Annotated in this window: 13 protein-coding genes; 9 read left to right on the plus strand and 4 right to left on the minus strand. The window is 66.9% G+C overall.

From position 1 onward, the window contains the following. Positions 1-67 precede the first annotated feature (67 nt). The 5 genes from guaB to guaA are packed head-to-tail and all read left to right on the plus strand — an operon-like array spanning position 68 to position 5279. Positions 68-1531 carry an IMP dehydrogenase gene (gene guaB / locus ACIPQB_RS12760; RefSeq protein ID WP_446485611.1) on the plus strand — a complete coding sequence of 488 codons (1464 nt, stop codon included), beginning with the start codon at positions 68-70 and terminating at the stop codon, positions 1529-1531. A gap of 3 nt (positions 1532-1534) precedes the next feature. Further along, positions 1535-1930 carry an MAPEG family protein gene (locus ACIPQB_RS12765; RefSeq protein ID WP_446485612.1) on the plus strand — a complete coding sequence of 132 codons (396 nt, stop codon included), beginning with the start codon at positions 1535-1537 and terminating at the stop codon, positions 1928-1930. Between the two features lie 7 nt (positions 1931-1937). Continuing rightward, positions 1938-3209, plus strand: a complete 1272-nt coding sequence (locus ACIPQB_RS12770) for an RsmB/NOP family class I SAM-dependent RNA methyltransferase (protein ID WP_446485613.1) — start codon at positions 1938-1940, stop codon at positions 3207-3209. After that, complete coding sequence (locus tag ACIPQB_RS12775) at positions 3206-3730, plus strand: hypothetical protein (RefSeq protein ID WP_446485614.1); 525 nt, start codon at positions 3206-3208, stop codon at positions 3728-3730. The genes ACIPQB_RS12770 and ACIPQB_RS12775 overlap by 4 nt, the downstream gene beginning before the upstream one ends. Next, positions 3720-5279: a glutamine-hydrolyzing GMP synthase gene (gene guaA, locus ACIPQB_RS12780; protein ID WP_446485615.1), complete on the plus strand. Its 1560-nt coding sequence runs from the start codon at positions 3720-3722 to the stop codon at positions 5277-5279. Before ACIPQB_RS12775 ends, guaA begins: the two co-directional genes overlap by 11 nt. A gap of 155 nt (positions 5280-5434) precedes the next feature. On the opposite strand, the gene ACIPQB_RS12785 is transcribed toward guaA, so the two are convergent. The 3 genes from ACIPQB_RS12785 to ACIPQB_RS12795 form a co-directional block, all read right to left on the minus strand. Further along, the gene (locus ACIPQB_RS12785) at positions 5435-6277 is read right to left on the minus strand and encodes an NmrA family NAD(P)-binding protein (protein WP_446485616.1); all 843 of its coding nucleotides are present in this window, start codon (positions 6275-6277) and stop codon (positions 5435-5437) included. A gap of 529 nt (positions 6278-6806) precedes the next feature. Further along, a complete protein-coding gene (locus ACIPQB_RS12790) occupies positions 6807-9512 on the minus strand; it encodes a glycoside hydrolase family 2 TIM barrel-domain containing protein (protein ID WP_446485617.1) in 2706 nt (901 codons plus the stop codon). A gap of 90 nt (positions 9513-9602) precedes the next feature. Then, positions 9603-10406, minus strand: coding sequence for a FadR/GntR family transcriptional regulator (locus ACIPQB_RS12795; protein ID WP_446485618.1), 804 nt, complete (start codon positions 10404-10406; stop codon positions 9603-9605). A gap of 231 nt (positions 10407-10637) precedes the next feature. On the opposite strand from ACIPQB_RS12795, the gene ACIPQB_RS12800 reads away from it, so the two are divergent. Beyond that, positions 10638-12884, plus strand: a complete 2247-nt coding sequence (locus ACIPQB_RS12800; protein ID WP_446485619.1) for a TonB-dependent receptor — start codon at positions 10638-10640, stop codon at positions 12882-12884. Positions 12885-13808: 924 nt separating this feature from the next. Here the strand turns inward: ACIPQB_RS12800 and ACIPQB_RS12805 are convergent. Next, complete coding sequence (locus tag ACIPQB_RS12805) at positions 13809-16577, minus strand: TonB-dependent receptor (protein WP_446485620.1); 2769 nt, start codon at positions 16575-16577, stop codon at positions 13809-13811. Positions 16578-16799: 222 nt separating this feature from the next. On the opposite strand from ACIPQB_RS12805, the gene ACIPQB_RS12810 reads away from it, so the two are divergent. The 3 genes from ACIPQB_RS12810 (at position 16800) to ACIPQB_RS12820 (ending at position 19140) form a co-directional block, all read left to right on the plus strand. Next, positions 16800-17561 (plus strand): DeoR/GlpR family DNA-binding transcription regulator, encoded by a 762-nt coding sequence (locus ACIPQB_RS12810; RefSeq protein ID WP_446485621.1) that lies wholly within the window; start codon positions 16800-16802, stop codon positions 17559-17561. Positions 17562-17644: 83 nt separating this feature from the next. Then, complete coding sequence (locus ACIPQB_RS12815; RefSeq protein WP_446485622.1) at positions 17645-18226, plus strand: RNA polymerase sigma factor; 582 nt, start codon at positions 17645-17647, stop codon at positions 18224-18226. Next, a complete protein-coding gene (locus ACIPQB_RS12820; RefSeq protein ID WP_446485623.1) occupies positions 18190-19140 on the plus strand; it encodes a FecR family protein in 951 nt (316 codons plus the stop codon). The genes ACIPQB_RS12815 and ACIPQB_RS12820 overlap by 37 nt, the downstream gene beginning before the upstream one ends. Positions 19141-19160 lie beyond the last annotated feature (20 nt).

Raw genomic sequence — 19160 nt, forward strand, 5'->3', positions numbered from 1 at the left:
ATGCCGCCAATCGGGTCGACACGACGGCCCTGCGTAGGTATACGCGGCTCGCAAAATGGAGACTCCAATGGAGATTCGCGAAGGGCTCACCTTCGACGACGTTTTGCTCGAACCCGGTCCGTCAGACGTCATGCCCACCCAGGTGACGACCGAGACCAAGTTCACGCGTGAAATCAGTCTGAACATCCCGCTCGTGTCCGCGGCCATGGACACCGTGACCGAGAGCCGCCTCGCCATCGCCATGGCCCAGGCCGGCGGCATGGGCATCCTGCACCGCAACATGACGGTGGACGAGCAGGCCGACCATGTGCGCGAGGTCAAGCGCTACGAAAGCGGCATGGTCATCAACCCGCTGACCATCAATCCCGACACCACCCTGGCCGAGATCCGCGAGATCAAGGCCCGCCGCAAGATCTCGGGCTTCCCCGTGGTCGAGGCCAGGACCGGCAAGCTGGTCGGCATCCTGACCAACCGCGACATGCGGTTCGAAGGCGACGATACGGTCCCCGCCTCGGCTCTGATGACTCGCGAGAACCTGATCACGGTGTCCGAAGGCATCGATCACCGCGAGGCGCGCGAGATGCTGCGCAAGCACAAGATCGAGCGGCTGATCGTCGTCGACGACGCCTATCGCGCCGTCGGCCTGATCACCGTCAAGGATATCGAGAAGGCCCAGGCCCACCCCCTGGCGGCCAAGGACGACAAGGGCCGGCTGCTCGTCGGCGCCGCCTCGACGGTCGGCGACGTGGGCTTCGAGCGGTCTATGGGCCTGGTCGAGGCCGGGGTCGACGTGGTGGTGATCGACACCGCCCACGGCCACTCCAGCCAGGTCGCCCAGGCGGTCAGCCGCCTGAAGCGCGAGGCCAATCGCGTGCAGATCGTCGCCGGCAACATCGCCACCTACGACGCCGCCCGCGCCCTGATCGACGCCGGCGCCGACGCGGTGAAGGTCGGCATCGGTCCCGGCAGCATCTGCACCACCCGCATCGTCGCCGGGGTGGGCGTGCCGCAGCTGACCGCCATCGCTGAAGCCGTCCGCGCCGCCCGCGAAAGCGGCACCCCGGTGATCGCCGACGGCGGCATCAAATATTCCGGCGACCTGGCCAAGGCCATCGCCGCCGGGGCCTCGACGGCGATGATGGGCTCGATGTTCGCCGGCACCGAAGAGGCGCCCGGCGAGGTGTTCCTGTACCAGGGCCGCTCGTACAAGAGCTATCGCGGCATGGGCTCGGTGGGGGCCATGGCCCGCGGCTCGGCCGACCGCTACTTCCAGAAGGAAGTCACCGACAGCTTCAAGCTGGTGCCCGAAGGCATCGAGGGCCAGACGCCGTTCAAGGGCCCGATCGCTCCGGTGCTGCACCAGCTGGTCGGCGGCCTGCGGGCGGCGATGGGCTATGTCGGCGCGCCCGACATCGCCGAGTTCCAGAAGCGGGCCCGCTTCGTGCGGATCACCGGCGCCGGCCTGCGCGAGAGCCACGTCCACGACGTGATGATCACCCGGGAAGCGCCCAACTATCCGAGCGCGGTCTAGCCGGTGCGGATGGCCTTCGAACTCCAGATGCTGGCCGCCGCGGTGGTCATCGGCCTGGTTCACCTGTTCTGGGCGGCCGCGGCCGCCCAGCCGCAGCGGGGCCTGAAGTGGAACGTCGGCCCCCGCGACACGCCAGTCGTGCTGACGGGCATGGCGGGGCGCCTGGAGCGCGCCTTCGTCAATTTCCGCGAGACCTTTCCGTTCTTCGCCGCCGCCGTGCTGGTCGCCTATCTGGGCGGCCGGCTGGGTTTCGTCAGCGCCCATGGCGCGGCGCTCTATGTCGGGGCGCGGGCGGTCTACATCTTTCTCTATGCCTTCGGCGTGCCGGTTGTCCGGTCGCTGGTCTGGCTGGCCTCCGTGATCGGCATCGGCCTGATCCTGGCGGCCTTGGTGATCTGAAAGCAACATGCGCGACGGCGGCAGACTAGCAGCGGCGATCGAGGTCCTGACCGAGATCGAGACGCGTCATTTCCCCGTACGGATGGCGCTGAAGCGCTGGGGCGAGAGCGCCCGCTATGCAGGCTCCAAGGACCGCGCCTTCGTCTCGGGCCTAGTGCTGGACGCCCTGCGCCGCAAGCGCTCGCTGGGCTGGATGATGGGCGACGACAGCCCGCGCGGCGTGGTGCTGGGCGTGCTGGCCCACGACTGGAACTGGTCGCTGGACCGCATCGCCGAAGCCGCCGGCGAGGACCACGGTCCCGGCGCCCTGAGCGAGGCGGAACGCGAGCGCCTGGCGGCGCCGCGATCCCTGGCCGACGCCCCGGCCCCGGTGGCCGGCGACTATGCCGACTGGCTGCAGCCGCACCTGGTCCGCGCCCTGGGCGCTAATCCTGCGGCCGAGATGGCCGCCCTGGCCGAACGCGCGCCGGTGGACCTGCGCATCAACCTGCTGAAGACCGACGTCGAGCGCGGCGGCAAGGCTGTGGCCCTGATCGGCGCCGAGCCGGCCGGCGTGCTGGACACGGCCTTCCGCATCCCCGCGCCGGGCGCCGCCGACCGCACGCCCTCGGTCGAGGCCGTTCCGGCCTTCTCCAAGGGCTGGTTCGAAGTCCAGGACCTGGGCTCGCAGATCGCCGCCGCCGCGGCCGGCGAGATCAAGGGCAAGCAGGTGCTCGACTTCTGCGCCGGGGGCGGGGGCAAGACCCTGGCCCTGGCCGCGGCCATGGGCAACAGCGGCCAGATCTACGCCCACGACAGCGACGCCCGCCGCCTGGCCGACACCATCCGCCGCGGCCAGCGGGCCGGGGTCCGCAACCTGCAGATCCGCTCGCCGATCGAGGGCGAGCCGCTGAAGGGGCTGGAGGGCAAGCTGGACCTGGTGTTCGTCGACGCCCCCTGCACGGGTTCCGGCACCTGGCGCCGTCACCCCGACGCCAAGTGGCGGCTGTCGCCCGACCAGCTGGCCAAGCGCCAGATCGAGCAGGACGCGGTGCTGGCCGACGCGGCCGACTTCGTCAAGGTCGGCGGCCGGCTGATCTATGTGACCTGCTCGCTGCTGGTCGAGGAGAACGAAGACCGCGTCGCGGCCTTCCTCGAACGCCATCCCGGCTTCGCGGCGACGCCGATTACGCTCGACAGCGTGCAACAGCACATCACCGCGCAGGGTCACCTGCGTCTGACGCCGAAGAGCGCCGGCACGGACGGCTTCTTCGCGGCGGTGCTGGAGCGGAAGGCGTGATGGCGCGAGCAAGGCGTCTCCTGACCGGTGCTTTGCTCGCGTTCGCATTTGGCGGTGTCGCCCGCCCTAGCGAGCCTCTGACCACGGCGATAGAGGTCGTTTACTTCCAGGCGAACTCCGCCAAACCCGAAATGCCGGAAAGGTTTTCTTCGACCTTGGCTACCGTCGCCGAGCAGGCGAAAATTTTAAAGGCAGGGGCTGTGTTAGTCGTGCCGGAGGGAGCGCTTGAGACGACTTCCGCCGCCAAGAAGCGAATCCTTGATGCGCGAGTAAATGTCGTCGTCGACGCCCTGCTCGCCGACGGCGTCGCGCGCGAGACTATCTTTGTGCGATCGAAATTTGGCGAGGGTGTCGAAATGTACAACGGCGATCCCGCGCGGAGCGCCGAGCTGAACGGCGTCAACATCCAGGTCGTTCCTGATCCCGCCCTATATGGCCCCGGTTACCGCCCCATGCTGCTGGAACCGACGCCGCTCCCCGCATCCTCCAAGCTTCCGGAAGGCCATCTTGATGACCACTGAACCCCACCACCAGCGCGTCCTGATCGTCGACTTCGGCAGCCAGGTGACCCAGCTGATCGCCCGCCGGGTGCGCGAGGCCGGGGTCTATTGCGAGATCCATCCGTTCGACAAGGCCGAGGCCCTGGTCGACGACTATCAGCCCTCGGCGATCATCCTGTCGGGCGGCCCAGCCAGCGTGCTGGAGGAGGACAGCCCCCGCATCGGCCGCAAGCTCTTTGACCTGGGCGTGCCGATGCTGGCGATCTGCTACGGCCAGCAGTTGCTGTGCGACGTGCTGGGCGGCAAGGTCGAGGGCGGCCACGCCGGCGAGTTCGGCCGCGCCGAGCTGACCATCGGCAAGCTCAGCCCGTTGTTCCAGGGTCTTGCCGGCGTCGGCGAGCTGGAAACCGTCTGGATGAGCCACGGCGACCGCGTCACCGCCATCCCCGAAGGCTTCGAGGTCGTCGCCACCTCGACCGGCGCGCCTTTTGCGGCCATCGCCAATGACGCCAAGAAGATCTACGCGGTCCAGTTCCACCCCGAGGTGGTCCATACCGTCAACGGCTCGCGGATCTACAGGAACTTCCTGGCCCTGGCCGGCCTGAAGGGCGACTGGACCATGGCCGCCTTCCGCCAGGAAATGGTCGCCAAGATCCGCGACCAGGTCGGGGCCGGCAAGGTGATCTGCGGCCTGTCGGGCGGGGTCGACAGCTCGGTGGCCGCCGTGTTGATCCACGAGGCGATCGGCGACCAGTTGACCTGCGTGTTCGTCGACACCGGCCTGCTGCGCCTGAACGAGGCCGAACAGGTGGTCACCCTGTTCCGCGACCACTACAACATCCCGCTGGTCCATGTGGACGCCGGCGCGGAGTTCCTCGGCGCCCTGGCCGGGGTCAGCGATCCGGAGACCAAGCGCAAGATCATCGGCGGCAAGTTCATCGACATCTTCGACCGCGAGGCGGCCAAGATCGACGGCGCCGACTTCCTGGCCCAGGGCACGCTCTATCCCGACGTGGTCGAGAGCGTCTCGGCCCGCGGCGGTCCCTCGGCGGTGATCAAGAGCCACCACAATGTCGGCGGCCTGCCCGACTTCATGAAGCTGAAGCTGGTTGAGCCGCTGCGCGAGCTGTTCAAGGACGAGGTCCGCGCCCTCGGCGTCGAGCTGGGCCTGGCCCCGGCCTTCGTCGGCCGCCACCCGTTCCCGGGTCCTGGCCTGGCCATCCGCATCCCCGGCGACATCACCCCTGAGAAGGTGGACGTGCTGCAGCAGGCCGACGCCATCTATTTGGACGAGATCCGCAAGGCCGGCCTCTACGACAAGATCTGGCAGGCCTTCGCGGTACTGCTTCCCGTCAAGACGGTGGGAGTCATGGGCGACGCCCGCACCTACGAGAACGTCCTGGCTCTGCGCGCCATCACCTCGACCGACGGCATGACCGCCGACTTCTTCGAGTTTCCCTGGGACGTCCTGGGTAAGACCGCCACGAGGATCATCAACGAGGTCCGCGGGGTCAATCGCGTGGTCTACGACGTGACTTCCAAGCCGCCCGGCACGATCGAGTGGGAATGAGGAGCGCGAAATAATCATACGATGTTCCGCGTGCTTCGATCGAAATCAAACCATCATCCTTCGAGTTTCGTAGATAGAGGGCAGTGGCGTGGTCTGGCGTAGAAATCGGCGGATTGGCATAACGAGTGAGAGCCCCGTGATGCTTTCATGGTCCCTTAGCCGCCTACTCGGCGATCCTGATTCGCCAATTCCTCGAAATAGGCCCTGAGTGCGCGCGGCTCCTTGTTCAGGATCGCGGTCAACGTCAGTGGATTGCCGAGCAGATCGTGCCGATCGTAGTGCTCGAACATCGTCCTCTGGGCTTGGGGAACATCGCCCAGTGCATCCGGGCCTCGACGCTCTTTGATTTCGCGACCCAGCACCACGCTCATAAGGCCGGCAATGTCCCGGCGGTTCCAATATCCAGGCGCGCAGAGCTCAAACGTGCCGTGGAGCAGTCGGTCCTCGGTCAGTGCGATCGCTGCGACCTCCGCGACATCGCGATAGTCCACCAGGGAGAAACGTGTATCCGCCGACCACGGCTCCACCAGTGCCCCGTCCTCAATCACCTTGGGCCAGAAGGCTGCATAGTTCTGATAGAACCGAGCTGGATGGAGAAACGTGTACGCCATGCCCGAAGTCAAGATAGCCTCCTCGACGGGGACCTTGGCAGCGTGGTTGGGGAGCACGGATAGGACTGGGTGGATGACCGCCGAGAACACGATCCGCCGAATGCCGGCGCGGACAGCCGCCTCAACCACGCTTTTGCCAACTTCGGCTTCGTCCCGCATGAAAGCCGGGGCGATATAGAACAGAGAATCTATGTCTTTGAGCGCTGCGTCGAGTTTCTGCCGGTCACGAAGATCGCCGACCGCGACCTCAGCTGCACCGCTGCTGCGCGCCTGATCGGCATGCTCAGGCCGATGGACGAGACCCCGTACTCTTGCGCCACGCTGCACCAGGGCCGGAACGACGTAGGCGGCAAATCTGCCGGCTGCACCGATCGCGAGGATCGTCATGGTCGAGCGTCCATGTCATGAAAGCCCCTGCTCTGGGCGTGTCTTCCCAGCCGGAAGCCCGATCGGAGCGCCATAGTCGAAGACGCAAAGCGCTTACGGGTGGAGACCAATGGCTTCGGTGAACTCGTCATGATGTTAGCGAGGTGATCGAAAGCATAGGCGAAGCGCGCACAATCGGGCGCATCGGAGAACCTGAATCCCGGAAGGTCCGGCGCCGCCGTGTGCCACTCAACGCTGTTCGGCGTCCAACGCGGCTCAGGCGCGACGAGTTCCGCGCGTAGGCGGTCTGATGGCTCGAGCAGCTTCGTGACGGATCCGCTACAGAGCACTATAACATGCCGATAAATAAGATCGTTCAGGCCGGATAATGAAGACGACTTCTGGTCGAGCTGTGAACGCCCCATCCGGGTCGGCTCAAACGTCTGGGTCGAAGCGGCCGGCGAACCAGCAGAGGACTTCTCCCCAACGGGCATCGGTCGCGGCGCCGGCGAGCAAAAAAGATCGCCCCGAACAGGACCTAGTCAGCCTCTCATTGCGTCGCTGGATTCTGACGTTTGGCGGCCTGCAGAGGCGTAATCTCGATCGCCGAGACGATCGCCTCACCCTTGGTCGGGTTGAACGCCAGCGTCAGCCCTTGATCGGCGGCGCTTGCTTCGAAGGTTTTGGTCAGCGCCTTGAGGGGGCCGCCGGCCTGGGCGGCCACGTCCAGGTCCGGCAGGGCCGGCGCGCCGTTGGCCACGACGTCGAAACGGCGTTCGCCGGCCGCCAGCTTGGGCTCGACGAACGTCAGGCGCACGCTGTAGCGGCCGGGCGACAGGGGTATCGCATAGGTGAAGCGGCCTTGCCGGTAGCTGCTGGCGGCGTCGATCTCCTCGGTCCCGGTGATCGCGGCCCGGACCTCGGGGCGCCCGTAGTCGGCGGGGGTGTTGGCCGACAGGGCCTGGCCGCCCTTGAAGAAGGCGTCCGAACCGAACTTGACCGTCTTGCCGACCCCGACAAGAGATCCCGCGTCGATGCGGATCGGCGCGTTCGGGTCGCGTGGACGACGCCAGACGATGCGGTCCTCGACCAACCGGCCTTCGAACCGGGCGCGGGTGACCAGGACGTTCTCGCCGGGCTCAAGGCGGACGGCCGGCCAGACGCAGACTCGCTGCGGACAATCGGCGCGCTCGCCCAGCGAGCGGCCGTTCAGCGTGAGCTCCGTGGCCGCGCCGTTCGAATAGACGCGCACGTCCGTGACCGGATAGGCGCGGTCGACATAGCGCCGGCCATTGATGTGGACCGTCGGCGTCGTCGCCCAATTGGCCTTGTAGAAGTACCAGGCGTCCTTGCGGATCTTGCGGTCGTAAGTGACCAAGCCCTTGGTGTTGATGTCGTCGGCGTCGCCTTCGTGACGAATGGTGGTGGCGAAGTCGAAGGCGTTCCACAGCCAGGTTCCCCAGAGATAGGGCTTCTGCGACAGCGTGGCCCAGGCCGTCTCGTGGATGTAGCTCTCATATTCCTCCGGCTGCACGCGGCCGCGGGAGTCGATCGGCCCGCCCAACACGTCGTCTGTGTGGATGGTCACCCCGCCGCCGGCGCCGTATTCGGTGACGGATAGCGGCTGACGGGGCCGCTTGGCGTGCAGCGCGTCCAGGTGCGGACCAAGATCGTCGGGCGCGCCGAAGTACCAGCCGAAGTAGCGGTTGGCGCCGCCCAGATCGGCCGCCTCGGCGGTGGTCGGAACGTCGACCCCGGCCGCGAACACCCGGCCTTCGCAGCAGGTCGCCAGCGCCGTCGGGCGACTGGGATCTTCCTCGTGCGCCAGGGTGTTCAGCGCCTTCAGCAGCGGCATGGGATCGGGCGCGCCGTTCTTGTAGCCGGTCAGGAAGGCCGGGAACGAGTTGCCGAAGTCGACCTCGTTGGCGATGCCCCAGGTCGCCACCGAGGGGTGATTGGCGTTCTGGCGGATCAGTTCCTGGAGCTGCTGGCGCGCATTGGCCACGAGCGCCGGGGTGGGTTCGAGCGCGCCGCCCGTCGTCCAGGCCGACACCAGCGGGATCTCGTCCCACAGAACGAAGCCGTACTTGTCGGCCAGGTCGTGGATGATCTGACCGTGCTGGTAGTGCGTCAGGCGAATGGTGTTGGCGCCCATCTCCCGCAGGATCGCCATGTCTTCCTCGACATCGGCGGCGTCGATCGCCCAGCCCTTGCCCTCGCGATCCTGGTGATAGCCGACGCCATGCAGGCGGTAGGGCTTGCCGTTCAGCAGGAAGCCGCGATCGGGGTCGAAGCCCATCTGGCGCACGCCGAACGGTGTCGAGACGCGGTCGAGCACCTTGCCGCCGGCGCCGACCAGCTCAGTCTCCAGTCTGTAGAGATAGGGATCGGCCGTGCCGTTCCATGGATGCGGATCGACCAGCGACAGCGACAGGGCCGCGTCCTGGACACCTTTGGCGGGCAGGGCGACCGAAGCGCTGGCCTGGGCGGCCAGGCGACCGGCGGCGTCGTAGAGCCTGGTCACCAGCCGGACCGGCCGGGCCTGGGCCAGATCGTTGCGGAGGCGGGCTCGGACCTGGATCCCGGCCCTGGTCGTCGACAGCTCGGTGGTGGCCGCATAGACCCCGGGACCGCCGAAATCGAGCATGTCGAAATGGATGGGGCTGGTCAGCACCAGGCTGACAGGCCGGTAGAGGCCGCCATGCACGAAGAAGTCGCCGGTCAGGGGCAGGTTGTCGACGGTCGACGAGCCTGGCGCGGGCTTGCTGTTGTCGGTGCGCACGACCAGCAGGTTCTGGCCGTCGGCGCGCAGGGCGTCGGTGGCGTCGAGGCGGAACCGCGAAAACCCGCCCTGGTGTTCGCCGAGCAGGACGCCGTTCAGCCAGACCTTGGCGGTGCGGCTGGCGGCGTCGAACTGCAGATAGGCGCGGCGGCCGTCCAGCTTGGGCGCCGCAAACGACAGGCGGTACCAGCCCACGCCCTGGGTCTTGTTGATCGTCTCGGCCTTGTGCGTGCGTTCGACCGGTCCGGGCAGGTAGAGGCCGACGCGGTTCCAGGTGTGCGGGACCGCCACCCGTTGCCAATCCTGGCCGTCGAAGGCGGGGTTCTCGACGCCGCTCAGTCTGTCGTCCTGGCGAAAGCGCCAGTTTTCCGTCAGGGGCGTCACGCTCCGCGCCTGAGGGGTCGGCGCTTGGGCGTGCGCGAAGGCCGGAGCGACCAGGGCCGCCAGGGTCGAGACCAGCAACAGGCGTTTCATCGGCATGCCTCCCGTTCGCCGCGTGAGCTGCGACGTTTTCGGGACCTTAGCGTCTGAAACTAAATCTGCCAGATCGATTTTTGAAATTGGTCAGTCAGGTGTGGTCGTCGCCGAGAACCGTGCGCGAACTCCGGCGGCGGCGCGCCGCGCCGCTTCCAGCGCCATTTCCTCGGTGGTGAACAGGAGATGGTCCATGACCGCGGCCAGATGGGCGCGCATGGCCGCCCGGGCCGCCTGCGGGTCACGGGCCTTCAGCGCCTCGACGATGCGGCGGTGCTCGGCCACCACAGGGCGGATCTTGGCGTTGCGCGCCTTGTCGTGGAGGAGGGCGCAGGCGGGGGAGGTCGAGCGCAGTCGCCAGAGCTCATCGATCATCAGGACGATGCCGGCGTTGCGCGTGGCCCGGGCGATGGTCATGTGGAATTCGCGATCGGCGTCCTCCGTCACCTTGGGGCGCAGGTTCTCGACGGCCATTTCCTCCAATAGGCTTTCGAGCTGGGCGATCTCGTCGTCGGTAATCTGCTTGGCGGCCAGGGCGGCGGCCTCGCCCTCGAAGGCCACACGGGTCTCGGTAAGCTCGAAGGCGGTAATGGCGAAGCCGGGATGATCCTCGCGGCCCGGCAGCCGGCGGACATAGGCGCCAGAGCCGACGCGCGTGTCGATATAGCCTTGGACCTCCAGGGCGATCAGCGCCTCGCGCACGGCGGGACGACTGGCGCCGTACTCGGCGCAGAGTTCGCGTTCGGCGGGGAGGCGGCTGCCGATCGCGTAGCGACCCGCGACCAGATCGTCGAAAATGTGCCGGGCCAGTCTCTGATAGAGGCGCTCGCCGTTCGGCGCGCCGTCCTCGGCGGCCCCGGCCTTTTCCGCGCTCCCCTTTGCGCGTGCCGTCATGTCCTACCTCCAGAGCGCCTTCGACATCCGCCTCGAACGAAGCGGCCAGCAAACCGGTTGCCGAACTTGATTGTGGTCCGGATCGGCCAAGTTGTCAGGCAAAAAGAGGTTGACGCAAATTCGCTTGCCCCGAGAATTGGTCAGGCAAATCAAGCGCGAGTGGACAGGCCACTCATAAAGAAAATTGGAGGGGAAATGAACAGGCGTCTTCTTTGGATGGCGAGCGCCGCCATGGTTGCGGCTTCAGGCCACGTCTGGGCGCAGGAGGCGGCTCAACCAGCGGACCAGCTCGACGCCATCGTCGTGACCGCCCAAAAGCGCGAGCAGAACCTGCAGGACGTGCCGGCCGCCGTCAGCGCCGTCACCAGCGAACAGCTGGAAGCGCGCAATGTGGTCCAGGTCACCGATGTGGTCCGGGTCTCCCCCAGCCTGACGGTCACCGAGAACACCAACGCCACCGGCAACAGCATCAATCTGCGCGGCATCGGCACGTTCTCGTTCAGCATCGGCATCGAGCCCAGCGTCGCCGTCGTGGTCGACGACGTCGCGCTGCTGCAGCAGGCTCAGGCGTTTTCGGGCCTCAACGATATCGCCCGCCTTGAAGTGCTGCGCGGCCCGCAAGGCACGCTGTTCGGCAAGAACGCCGCCGCCGGCGTGATCAACATCGTCACCCAGAAGCCGACCAAGACCCTGACCGGCTCCATCGGCGGGGCCTTGACCACCGACGGCGAAAAGCGTGTCGAGGGCATGGTCTCCGGACCGATCTCGGACAGGGCCGGTTTCCGCCTCAACGCCTTCTATGGCGACCGCGACGGCTACATCCGCAACCTCAATACCGGCCACAAGCTCAACGGCGACCGCTCCTATGGCGTGCGGGGGCGGCTGGAGCTGGATCCGACCGACAACCTCAACATCGCCCTGACGGCCTCCCACACCAACACCAAGACCGATGGCCAGGTCCGCACCTTCCGCAGCATCAATCCCGGCGCCATCGCCTTCGGCGCGCCGCTGGCCCTGTCGGCCGTCGGCCTGACGCCCGGCGACGACAACTACAAGATCCGCCTGGACACCGAACCGAAGAACACCAGCAAGCAGACCATGCTGACCGGCCGCGCCAGCCTGGATCTGGGCCAGGCCAATCTGGTCTCGATCACGGGCTATCAGGACTGGCGCTTCCGCTTCCGGGAAGACCTCGACACGCTCGGCACGCCGACCTTGCTCAACGCCGCCGACCCGACCAGCATCCTGCCGAACGGCTCCACCGCAGGCGGTCCGTTCCACTCGACGAACTTCACCCAGGAACTGCGCCTGGTCTCAAGCGGCGCACGCAAGCTCGACTACCTGTTCGCCCTGTTCTACGCCGACGGCGACTCCAACCGCTCGTTTTCGCGGGGGCCCAATGCGGCGACCAGCTGGGCGGCGACCGCCGGCACCAAGACCATGGCCGCCTTCACCCAGATGACCTACCACGTCGGCGAGAGCACCCACCTCGACGGCGGCCTGCGGTTCAACCACGAGGTCATCGAAGCCACCTTTATCAATCGCAACCCGGTGGTCACGCCGCCCGCCAACAACGCCTCGTGCCTGGTCACCTGCTCGGGCAAGGCCAAGGATGACCACGTCACCTACAAGGTGGCGTTGCGCCAGGACCTGGCCGAAGACGTCATGGCCTATGCCTCGTTCTCGACGGGCTACAAGGGCCAGGGTTTCGACATCAGCACCGGCTTCACGCCGGCCCGGGCGGCCAGGCCTGTCCGCCCCGAGACCAGCAAGGCCTACGAACTGGGCGTCAAGAGCCGGATCCTGGAAAACCGCGTCCAACTGAACGTCACCGGCTTCCTGACCGACTTCACCGACTTCCAGGCCCAGGGCGGCGTCACCCAGCCGGACGGCACGATCGTGCCGCAGCTGAGCAATGTCGGGGCGCTGCGCAGCAAGGGCGTCGAGGTCGAGGTCTCGGCCAAGCCGATGCGCGCCCTGCGTCTGGACGCCTCGGCCGCCTATACCGATGCGACGATCCGCGAGTTCGCCAATGCGCCGTGCTACACCGGCCAGACGCTCGCGCAGGGTTGCCGGCCGGTGGGAGGCTCCAATTTCCAGGACCTCTCGGGCAAGCCCTTGGCCAATTCGCCGAAGTTCAAGTACTCGCTGGCCGGCGCCTATGACGTCGCGCTGCCGAGCCTGCCCTTCGACGGTTTCGTGACCGCCGAATACACCCATCAGAGCGCGGTCATGCTCGACCTGCTGGGCACGCCGATCTCGCGTCAGAAGGCGTTCGGCGTGGTCAACGCCAGCATCGGCGTGGCCGGACGCGACGAGCAGAACTACCGCGTGGCGCTGTTCGTCAACAACCTGCTTGACCAGCACTACGCGACCTCGCTCGGCTATACCGGCTCCTCCAACGCCGGGGCCGTCGCCCAGCTGCTGCCGCGCAATTCCAGGCGCTATGTCGGCATCCGCGCGCGGATGGGCTTCTAGCCGCAGGCTTCGCGCGGCCGATCGCGCTACGCCTTCCCCCAGGGATTCCCTCTCCGTTCCTGGGCCCTGCTCGTTTGATCGAGCGGCGGCGCGCCCGGCTGGCGCGCCGCCTTTTTTTGCCTAAGGCGCGACCGGAAAGACCTCGCGTGCGCCGGAGTTCGACAGCGATGTCAAGACGATGGCTCATAGACAACGTTGTCGTAAGCGAGTACGACAACGTTGTCGTAACCACCATTCACAAGGCGGGGCGGCGATGGTCTCGATCAGGAGGCAGGAGGAAGCAGATGGACATCCCAAGACGATCGGCTTCGCCGCGAGCGCCCGCCGGCCAGTCGGCCCTGGATACCCGCATGAACATGGTGCTTGTTAATCAAGAGCAGGTCCTGGCCCTTCGCAAAGCGTTGCCGGCGGTGACCAAGGCCTGGCTTCAGGAGGTGCTGGGCGTCAGCGAAACGACCTGGCGGTCTCTGCGGGACGGGAGGCCGATCCGCCGGTCGACCTACGCTCGGCTGGTCGCCAGGTTTGAGAGAACGCCGCACGGCTCCGTGGTCGGCTGGTTTGACGGCGCCGCCTCAAGAAACGGCGCTGCGTCAACAGACGCTCAGCGAAGCGGCGCAGCTTGCGCACAACGAGGCTGATCTCGGATGTTGGATCGTAGTGGCGGCGCCGCTTAGCGAATGAAGCCTCGGCCGGCCAACGTCCGGTTTGTGGCGGTCGGCCAACGTCTGCTAGTGGCGCATGTCGGTCAGGCGCGTTGCGGCGGGAGGCGACAGAGACGAAAGAGGGAGAGTTCGAGGCTGCGCCGAGCGGCGTCAGGATCCGCGGCTTGAGGACCAGCAAGGCCGCATCGCGTGACAGGCGTGGGCGCTCCGGCTTGGCCGCTTCGCGAGGGGAGGCGCGAAGCGGCCGGGGCGAGGGGAGGGATCAGAAGCTGTAGGCCGCCGACAGGAAGGCGTTGCGACCCGACGAGACCAGTTGCGGGATCGTGCCGCTGTCGCGGCCGACCGTCCGATAGTAGCCGTAGTCGTTGAGCAGGTTCGAGGCGGACAGGGTCAGCTTCAGCCCGCTGCGGAACTGGTAGGCGACGCTGGCGTCGAGGGTGCGGGTGGAGCGTTGCCATTCGTTGAGATCGACGCCGCCATAGTCGCCGAAGCGGTAGCTGACCAGGGTCGGCCCGCCGTAGCGATAGGACAGGGCCGCGCTCACCCCGTCGCGCTCGTAGAACAGCGAGGCGTTGTAGAGCAGGTCGGGCGAGCCCTGCATCGGCATGTCGCTGTCGGTGTCCGGGTCCTTCAGGTCGACCTTCGAGCGCTGCAGGGTCAGGTTGCCGCTGACACCCAGGCCGCCCCACCAGCCCGGCAATTCGGCGAACTGGCGTCGAGCCGACATTTCCAGGCCATAGACCCGCGCCGCGCCGCCGTTCTCGGGGCGGCTGATCGAGGAAACCCCCGTCTGGGCCACGGTCTGGGCGCGGTAGTTGGTGCCGCGGTCATAGAGGTAGTCGGACATGTCCTTCAGGAACAGGCCGACCATGAACTGGGTCCCCTCCGGCGCGGCGTGCTCGTAGGAGACGTCGTAATTGACGGCCGAGATCGCCTTCAGGTTCGGATTGCCCTCGGTGATGTCGATCGAGCCGTCGGCGTTGAGGGTCGTGCGCCGGCCCCCGGCCAGCTGGAAGAAGGCCGGCCGCACATAGCTGCGCCAGATCGAGGCCCGGACCACCGTCTCGGCGTCGGGGCGATAGTTGGCGTGAACGCTGGGCAGCACGAAGTCGTACTTCGTCTGGTTGGAGGCGAAGGCCGAGGCCCCGGCGCTGTCGTCCGGATTGGTGACCTGGTTCCAGAAGGTGTCGTGGATGTCGGTGTGCTCGTAGCGCAGGCCCGGCTGCACCTCGACGCCGCCGAGCTTGAGATTGGCCAGGACGTAGACCGAAGAAACCTTTTCCGTGCCCGACATGGTGTTCTTGTTGAAGTCATCGGCCGACAGGGTCTGGGTCTTGGACAGTCGGGCCATCAGGTCGGTCAGGGCCGCGCCGTCGCCGATCGGCAGGGCGTAGGGATAGACGCCCTTGACGGTCTGGCCCAGCGTCCTGTCGATCAGCGGACTGTCGGCCAGGGTCGAGCCCGCCGGATAGGGATTGAGTCCGCTGTAGTCGCGGGACGTGGTCTCGCGGCGGCTCTCGACGTATTTCGCCCCGAACGCCACGTCGCGCAGGACGTCGCGATCGAAATCGTAGTGGAAGTCGACCTTGCCGCCGGCTTTGCGCTGTTCGCTGTGGGAGCGGGTGAATTCGCCGCTGTCCTCGCCGACCAGGAACAGGCTGCTGTCGTTCAGTCGCGCCAGCTGGGCGGGTGTCAGCTGCGGTATGGGGTAGCGGTCGCGATAGGTTACCGTGAACGGGCCGTTGAGATCGTGATCGGCGTCGGTCTGGTAGGTGATCTCGGCGTGATCGGGGGCCGAATTCTCACCCCAGCTGTAGAAGGCGTTGTAGTCCACGGTCAGTTTGCCGAATTTCGACTGGCCGCCGAGTTGGAACGAGTCCAGCTCCGAAACTTCGGGCGAGGTCTCGAACCAGTAGTGGTACTCGCCGTCGTCCTCGGCGTTCTGGTAGAGGCCGTCGGGCCGCTGGACCCCGGCCGAATAGCCGTCGGCCTGGATGCTCTTCTGGAAGATTTCCTGGTCGATGGTCGAGCGGGCGAAGCTGCCGCGGGCGTAGAGCATCGTCTGCTCGCCTTCCCAGTCCAGCGAGGCGATGGCGCCGTAGCGCTTCTGCTGGCCGCGCGTGAACTGGGCGTTGAGGCTGGTCAGCAGCAGGTTGTCGCTCTTGTCGAAACCGGCCGGATTGCTGCCCTGTTCGCCCTCGGAGATGGCGTGCTCCCACTGACCGGCCTGATAGTCCTGCATGGTCGAGGCGAAGTTGCGCCTGCCGTAATAGGCGGTGGCGTAGATGCCGAACCGGTTGTCGGCGCCGAACCGGCGGGCCAGTTCCGCCTGGGCCAGGCCCGACCCGCCCTTGAGGCCATAGCGCAGCGGCAACTGCGCCAGGCCGGCCTGGACGTAGATCCGCGTCATCGGTTCCTTGAAGTCCAGCCCGGTTGGGGTGCGGAAGTCGATCGTGCCGCCGATAGCGTCGCCGTCCATGTCGGCGGTCGAGGTCTTGGACACCACGATCCGGTCCAGGCCGACCGGCGGCAGCAGGCTCAGTTCGATCTGCCGGCTGTAGGGCATGCCCTGGGCGGCGTTGACGCCGTTGAGCAGGTTGACGTTGTAGGCGCCGTTCAGGCCGCGGAGGCTGACGAACGAGCCTTCGCCGCGACCGGCGGCGTCGACGCCATGGTGGTTGCCCTGCGACGGCGAGCCCATGTTGTCGGTGGGCGAAACCGAAACGCCGGGTAGGCGGGCCAGGGCGTCGACCACGTTCTGGTCGGGGTTGCGCTGGATCTGGTCGGCCGACAACACGCTGGTGGCGCCGATCGCCTCGACCTGCTGGGCGGCGCTGGCGCTACGCTTGCCGTTGACGACCACCGCCGAGACGTCGGCGCCGCCGTCGTCCAGATCCGCCGCATGAACGACGGGCCCCAGGGCCGCCAGGAGCAGGGCGCCGACGGCGCTTCCAGTCCGCCAGAGCCCCCGCGCGCGCGCCAACGGCTCGGCGCCGGGGTTGTTGATACGGCCTATGGGCGATCGGGTCATGTTGTCACCAGGTCGGGCGCGGCCCCCAGCGGGTCCGTCTGTCGGCGCTGTCCTTAGTGAGCTGACGCGTCAGTTCTGCGACATTTTTGACCGAAAAATGCGTATATCGGGAGATATCCACATTTTGGCCGCATATGTCGCTGCATTTCCTGGAAAATTTGCGGCTATCTTGACCTATTGATCGTAATTCGGTCATTTCTCCGCCAGTTTTATGGGGCGGTCATGACCAAGCGACGAGTTCGGCAACAGGCGATCATCGCCCGCGTCCAGGCCGCCGGAACCTATGCGGTTCGCGAGCTGGCCCAGGACCTGGGCGTTTCCGAGGAGACCATCCGCCGCGAGCTCAAGGTGCTGGAGGCCAGCGGCGCGATCTCCAAGGCCCATGGCGCCGTCAGCCTGCCGGTCGGTGTGACGGAGGGGCCCTTCGAACTGCGGTTGCGGGAAAACGCCGAGGCCAAGCAGCGCATCGCCCGGGCCGTCGCCGGCCTGGTTCCCGAGGGCGGCGTTGTCCACATCGACAGCGGCACGACGAGCTATTACGTCGCCAAGGCCTTGCGCCAGCACAAGTCCCTGACCGTGATCACCAATTCGGTGGCGGTGACCTCCGAACTGGGCGGTCGCAACGACAACAGGGTTTTCCTGTCGGGCGGCGAGCTTGACTACCAGTACAAGGCCTTCTTCGATCATCGCAGTTGCGACTACCTGGCTGACTTCACCCCCAGCTTGGCGGTGCTTTCGGTGGGCGCGATCAGTCGCGACCAGGGGCTGATGGACTTCCATTCGGGCGAGGCCGCCGTCAACAGGATCATCTACGGCAAGGCGCGAACCGTGATCCTGGCCGCCGACGCCGCCAAGTTCGATCGCTACGGACTGATCCGGACGGCGCAGCTGACCGATGTCGACGTGCTGGTGACGGATCTGCCCCCAGCGCCGGACTATGCCGAAGCCTTCGCCCACGCGCGGGTTGTCGTCGCCGGCGGCTGACCGGCTGTCAGCAAACTGACACGGAGCGGCGCTAGTGCAGCGCCTCGAGAAGTCGGTGGTCGTCGCCGACGGGACGCGGCGCGATGGCCTGGCTACGTGACATCGACAAGTGGTTCGCCGAGGCGGTGCTGCCGTTCGCGCCGACCTATCGCGCCTACGCCCGCAAGCTGACCGGCGACCTGGCCGACGCCGAGGATCTGGTGCAGGAGGCCTACGCCAAGGTGTTGGGCGTGGCGGACTGGCGGCGTCTGGAGCAGCCGGAACGGTTCGTCCTGACCATTATCCGCAACCTGGCCTTCGAGCGTTTTCGCCGGGCCAAGGTGGTCGGCATTCGCCAGATCGGGGTGCTGGAGATGGAGGCCTTTCCCGACCCGACGCCGGACGCGCACGCGATCGCCAGCGCCCGGGAGGACCTGCTGCGGGTGCTCGAGGCGGTCGACCGCCTGCCCGAACAGTGCCGACGCGTGGTCACCTTGCGAAAAATGGACGGACTTTCGCCCGGCCAGATAGCGGTTCGGCTGGGTCTGTCCATCTCTACGGTTGAGAAGCACCTGGCCAAGGGCCTGATGCTCCTGACCAAGTCCCTGGCGGCGAGCGAAGGCGGCAGGATCGGGAATCGAGCGAGTCCATGGCGAAAACGGGCGATCAAGACAGAGACGCGCTGATCGCCCAGGCCTCGCAATGGCTGGCGCGTCTGGACGCCGGCCGGACGACTCCCGAGGCGTTCGAGGCCTGGCGCAGCGCTGATCCACGCCGGGCCGCCGCGTTCGCCGAGGTCGCCGCCGCCTGGAGCAAGCTGGACGGCCTGCGCGACGTCGAGCCTCGCAAACGGCCGATGATCATGAGCCGCCGCGCCTGGCTGGGCGGCGGCGCGGCCCTGGCGGCGAGCCTGATGGCGGCGGCCTATCTGGAACGCGACGAGTTTCTGCGCGCCCGCACCGTCACCGGGGTCGGCGAGCGACGCACCCTGGCCCTGCCCGACGGCAGTTCGGTCGAGCTGAACACCGACACCGAGGTTCTCTGGCGGTTCGACGACAAACGTCGCCGGTTGTGGCTGGAGCGCGGCGAGGTCGCCCTGACCATCGCCCAGGACGCCCTGAGGCCGTTCGAGCTGTTCACTCGGCAGGGCCTGGCGCGGCTGGCGGCCGGCCAGTTCAACGCTCGCCTCAAGCCCGCCCGCCTCGATCTGATCGTCGTGGCGGGCCGCGCCGTGATCGAGACCGCGGCCGGCGAGGCCCAGGCCGCCGTCGAGGGCGCCGCCGACGCTCGCCGGGCCCTGGCGATCAGCGCGGCGGGCGTCGCCGTGACCGCCGCGCCGGAAGCTGAAGTACAGGCGGTGCAAGCCTGGAGGCGCGGCGAGATCGTTTTCGAAGGTCAGAGATTGTCCGAGGCGGTCGAGGAGTACAATCGCTATCTTAGCCGGAAGATGATTATAGAAGATCCAAAAGTCGGAGCGCTGCGCCTAGGCGGCCGTTTCCTGACCGGCGATCCCGAAAGTTTCCTGGACGCCCTTCACGCGACTTTCGGTATACGGACCATCACCGACGATCCGTCACGAATTTTTCTCAAATCTCGATAGAGGTTTTGCTCCTTCCCCCC

Source organism: Caulobacter sp. LARHSG274 (genome assembly GCF_052871235.1).